This window comes from Pseudoalteromonas sp. S1609 (assembly GCF_005887255.1).
In the GTDB taxonomy this organism is placed as follows: Bacteria; Pseudomonadota; Gammaproteobacteria; order Enterobacterales; family Alteromonadaceae; genus Pseudoalteromonas.
Map to the genome: position 1 here is coordinate 1 of NZ_PNDJ01000142.1, position 1141 is coordinate 1141.

At 39.8% G+C, this 1141-nt stretch carries 1 protein-coding gene and 1 pseudogene; both read right to left on the reverse strand.

All coding sequences use genetic code 11. The features are described 5' to 3' along the window. A pseudogene (locus tag CWB76_RS19105) lies at positions 1-315 on the reverse strand (glycerophosphodiester phosphodiesterase family protein); the annotation flags it as partial. A 69-nt stretch (positions 316-384) separates the two neighbouring features. After that, on the reverse strand, positions 385-1141 hold a 757-nt coding region (locus tag CWB76_RS19110), incomplete at its 5' end, for an EamA family transporter (protein WP_138609699.1).

Genomic DNA, 1141 nt, shown 5'->3' on the forward strand with positions numbered 1-1141 from the left:
GTGCTCTGGGTATTGCATGGGGGCACCACGGTGACCAATTGAAAAATCAGTACGATAAAAAGGGCCTTCTTTACACGATTCTAATTGTGTTTTTAGTGCGCTGTCAGCCATATCGTCAATTAAGTAGTCGGGGCGAGTACCTAGTTGCGTATTGGTGCCTTGTGCCACTTCAACAATAACCGGGGTAGGTACTTTAACAATTTCAACGTCAGTGTTGGTAACAACCACTTCTTTTTCGACTATTTTTACATCGTCATCACAGCCAGCGAGTGAGCTTAATAATAAAAAAGTTGTTAGAAAAGGTATGCGCTTCATTATTTGTCCTTAAAAATAAAAGTGGACGCTACCTTACTAATTATTAATGACAATTTCACTACAGAGTGATTAATTTGCTGATTTAACCATTATTTGGTTTACCACCAAGGCAAACAGCATCACTCCCGCGCCAATAGTTAATCTAAGTAGGTCTGCGTCTCTATTCCAAATAAGCACATTAACAATTATACCGGCAGGAATAAGCAAGTTGTTCATCACCGCCAGCGCGCCAACATTAACAAGCGTCGCGCCTTTATTCCACATAAAGTAGCCTAAACCGGAGGCCACAATGCCTAAATAAATCAGTATGCCCCATTGAGTTGAGGTACTTGGTAATTTGTTAAGATCACCAAATAAGGCGTAACAGGCGCTTGCAACAATTAGTGCGCCAATAAAAAACCAACCAAATACGGTTTTATCATCGAGTTGTTTATTAAGCATTAATCGTTTATAGGTTACTTGGCCGATAGCAAAACTAATATTAGCGCCTTGAACCAGTAGTAATCCGACTAAAAAGTTACTGTCTAAGTTTTCATAACGAATGGTAATAGCCCCTAACACGGCAATAAACGCGACGATAAAAAACTGCGGATTAAACTGTTTATTTAGCGCATCGTTCAAAAGCGTAATGTAAAGCGGGGTCATTACAGTAAATAACAGCACTTCTGGCACACTTAAAAACAAAAATGAGTGGTAATAAAAGCCATACATAACCCCCAGTTGCAGTGCGCCTATCAGCATGAGTTTAAACGCAAGTGGGGTAGGGATTTTCTTTAAAAAAGGCAAAAATACTAACGCTGCTAAAGCCACACGAATTAGCACACTA